Annotated in this window: 2 protein-coding genes; one reads left to right on the top strand and one right to left on the bottom strand. The window is 45.8% G+C overall.

The features are described from left to right. Window positions 1–45 precede the first annotated feature (45 nt). Entirely contained in the window at window positions 46–1164 is a 1119-nt protein-coding gene (locus FD32_RS07805) for an acyltransferase family protein (protein ID WP_047768527.1), read from the bottom strand. Window positions 1165–1450: 286 nt separating this feature from the next. On the opposite strand from FD32_RS07805, the gene FD32_RS07800 reads away from it, so the two are divergent. Next, entirely contained in the window at window positions 1451–3862 is a 2412-nt protein-coding gene (locus tag FD32_RS07800; protein ID WP_056962159.1) for a phosphoketolase family protein, read from the top strand. Window positions 3863–4019: the final 157 nt, after the last annotated feature.

The following is a 4019-nucleotide window of genomic DNA, read 5'->3' as shown; positions in this document are numbered from 1 at the left end:
GTACGGTGGTGTGAGAGGTCGGTAATTGAACTAATCAATTACCTCCTACTCGATTCCATTCACCAGGTGGCGGATATTTAATACCCGCTTAATCCTCGTCCAGGTTAGGTGGGCACAGTAGGAGAAGGCAAAGGACAGGGTGATCGTCAGAATAACGAGCAGGGGGAACTTAACCGCGAGAAATAGGTGGGGGATGAAATGGTTAATCCCCTGCCAGCACCAGTAAAGCCAAAAGACGTGGCCCAGGTATGACCGGTGGGCGTACAGGGCAACCCAGTGAATGAAGGGGAGCCACTGGTTCCGGAACTTTTGCATGTATGAGGCGAGGGTGACAATCAGGCCAATCGTGCTTAAATTATAGAAGATCATCGATGGCAGGTAGTAGGGGGCATTGGTTAATTTAACCGGGACCCCGTAACCAAAGAAATTGATGGTGACAAAGTAAAAGAGGACCAACCAGCAGACAATCTGGGTTAGCCAGTGACGCATCAGAAAGGGGAGCAGCTGCTTGTAGAACTTGCAGAGGAGGGTACCAGCGACCCCAAAGATCAGGAAACTTAAGAAGCAGCGATCGATGAGGTACCAATTCTTGGCTTCGGGGCCGTGGAAAACCTGGTATTCGTAGAGCCAGTGCCAACCGAGTTCGAAGATCAGTGCTAACAAAAAGGCACTGATCCCGCGACGGGGATGATTTTGAACGACCCGGGCGAGCCACCAGAAGAATGGCATCAGGATGATGAATTGAAGCATCATCACGTTATACCAGAGGTGGGGAGCGGCGTTCCCGTTGATAAACTGCCAGCAGAACTGTCGCCAGTCATGGTAGTGGTGTTGTTGGACCTGGGGCAGGATCAGGAGGTAGACAGCGGTCCACAAAATGGAAGGAACAAAGAGAACGTGCCAGCGATTCCGCATGAAACGGGGGTAATCCCGTAGCCTTGCCTGGGGGTGGGTCCGGATTGTTGAAAACAGGATTCCGAAGATAAAGGCCGAAGCGCTAAACTTCACTGCTTCGTAGATTCCACCGAGAAAAAACTGTTGACCAACGGGGAGATTGCCCGCCATGAAGAAGCTAATTACCGATTGGGTCATTACGGTAGTGACGGCCATTAACTTTTCAAAATCACCAATATCAGCCTGGTTAAGTGTGTCGAGATCTGCCATTTTTTGCCTGCCTTCCAAATTAAAAATATTACATTTTTAAGTATACAACATTCATTAAAAGCGGCGTTAATAGGGGCTTATTAGCCATATCACGGCAAATTTCGTAATACGAGAAACTTAAAGGACAGGTTAAAATTATTAAAATTTGGCAATTGGACCGTATCAATTTTCAAAAAGGTTGACTTTAAATAAAAACAGTTTATCATAATACTTGTAAATTGAATGATTTACGTTAGTTGTTTCAAGCACGAACGTATTTATTTATTCAGAAGGAGTGTTTATTAGAATGGCAGTAGATTACGATTCCAAGCAATACTTGGAAAGTGTTGACGCTTACTGGCGTGCAGCCAACTACCTTTCAGTTGGTACTTTGTTCTTAATGAACGACCCATTATTACGTCAACCATTACAAGCAAAAGACGTTAAGCCTAAGCCAATTGGTCACTGGGGTACGATTGTTCCTCAAAACTTCATTTACGCCCACTTGAACCGGGTAATCAGGAAGTACGACCTTGACATGTTCTACATCGAAGGTTCCGGTCACGGTGGCCAAGTTATGGTTAACAACTCATACTTGGACGGTTCCTACACCGAAATTTACCCAGAATTTACTCAAGACGAAAAGGGAATGGCTAAGTTATTCAAGCACTTCTCATTCCCAGGTGGTACTGCATCACACGCTGCCCCTGAAACTCCAGGTTCAATCCACGAAGGTGGGGAACTTGGTTACTCACTTTCACACGGTGTTGGTGCTATCTTAGATAACCCAGACGTTATCGCCGCTGTTGAAATTGGTGATGGTGAATCCGAAACTGGTCCACTGGCCGCTTCATGGTTCTCTGACAAGTTCATCAACCCAATCAAGGATGGTGCCGTATTACCAATCATCCAAATCAACGGTTTCAAGATTTCTAACCCAACGATCCTTTCCCGGATGAGCGACGAAGAACTTACTAAGTACTTCGAAGGTATGGGTTGGGAACCACACTTCGTTTCCGCATACAAGGAAGCTGACCGTGATGGTGAATTCAACGGTTACAAGGATCACATGCAGGTTCACGAAGAAATGGCTAAGACCCTTGACACTGTTATCGAAAAGATCAAGGCTATTCAAAAGAATGCTCGTGAAAACAACGATGACTCACTGCCAACTTGGCCAATGATCATTCTGCGTGCTCCTAAGGGTTGGACTGGTCCTAAGAAGGACTTGGATGGTAACCCAATCGAAAATTCATTCCGTGCTCACCAGATTCCTATTCCGGTTTCCCAAGACAACATGGAACACAAGGACATGCTGGTTGACTGGATGAAGTCATACAAGCCTGAAGAATTGTTCGATGAAAACGGTCACCCAGTTGACTTAGTTGAACAAAACACTCCAGATGGCAACAAGCGGATGGCTATGAACCCAATCACTAACGGTGGTATCGATCCAAAGCCATTAGTATTGCCTAACTACCGTGACTTCGCCGTTGACGTTCAAACACCAGGTTCTGTTGTAAAGCAAGACATGCTTGAATGGGGTAAGTACCTCAGCAAGATGGCTGAACTGAACCCAGACACATTCCGTGGCTTCGGTCCAGATGAATCCAAGTCTAACCGTCTTTACGCATTCCTTGACAATGACAAGCGTCAATGGATGGAAGGTATCCACGAACCAAACGACGAAAACCTTTCTCACGAAGGTCGGATGATTGATTCTCAACTTTCCGAACACCAAGCAGAAGGATTCCTCGAAGGTTACACTCTGACTGGTCGTCATGGATTCTTCGCAACCTACGAAGCCTTTGGTCGGGTTGTTGATTCCATGCTGACTCAACACATGAAGTGGTTACGGAAGGCAAAGGACCTCTACTGGCGTAAGCAATACCCAGCACTGAACTTCGTTGATACTTCAACTGTCTTCCAACAAGACCACAACGGTTACACTCACCAAGATCCAGGTCTGTTGACTCACATGTTCGAAAAGGAACGTCCAGACCTTGTTAAGGAATACCTGCCAGCAGATACTAACTCCCTGATGGCCGTATCCAACAAGGCATTCAACGACCAAGAATGCATCAACATCTTCGTAACCTCCAAGCACCCACGTGCACAATGGTTCTCCATTGATGAAGCTACTGAATTAGTTGACAACGGTCTTGGCTACATCAACTGGGCTTCTACTGACCAAGGTAGCGAACCTGATGTTGTCTTTGCTTCTGCCGGTACTGAACCTACTGAAGAATCTCTTGCCGCTATCGACATTCTTCACGACAACTTCCCTGAACTGAAGATTCGTTACATCAACATCATCGAAATCATGAAGTTGATGAAGCAAGACAAGAACCCAGAAGGTCTGTCAGACGCAGAATTCAACCAATACTTCACTACTGACAAGCCAGTTATCTTCGCATGGCACGGTTTCCGTGACATGATCCAAGCTCTGTTCTTCGAACGTGCTAACCACAACCTTCACATTCACTCATACGAAGAAAATGGTGACATCACCACTCCATTCGATATGCGTGTATTGAACGAACTGGACCGGTTCCACTTAGCTAAGGACGCTATCCAAAACATCCCTGGCTACGAACAAAAGGGTGCTGCATTTGTTGCCAAGATGGACAACATGATCAACAAGCACAACCACTACATCCGTTCAGAAGGTAAGGACTTACCAGAAGTTACTAACTGGACTTGGAAGGGTCTTAAGTAATCATCTGCTGATTACTAATTAAACACTTATTAAATGAAGAGGCTGGGAGAAAACTTTGTTTTCTCACCAGCCTCTTTTAGTTTTCCGAATATTACACAGTAATCGCGGAAAAAAAGCGTGCTCCTAGTGTCTAGTTACGGACAATCATTGGCCCGCA

It is taken from the genome of Limosilactobacillus panis DSM 6035 (assembly GCF_001435935.1).
Classification (GTDB): Bacteria; Bacillota; Bacilli; order Lactobacillales; family Lactobacillaceae; genus Limosilactobacillus; species Limosilactobacillus panis.
The sequence above is the reverse complement of the archived record's forward strand: the minus strand, read 5'-3'. Positions and strand labels throughout refer to the sequence as shown.

Bases quoted from the DNA above. Each gene is read 5' to 3' on its own strand.
- FD32_RS07800 (WP_056962159.1), top strand. From the start codon at position 1,451: ATGGCAGTAGATTACGATTCCAAGCAATACTTGGAAAGTGTTGACGCT.
- FD32_RS07805 (WP_047768527.1), bottom strand. From the start codon at position 1,164: ATGGCAGATCTCGACACACTTAACCAGGCTGATATTGGTGATTTTGAA.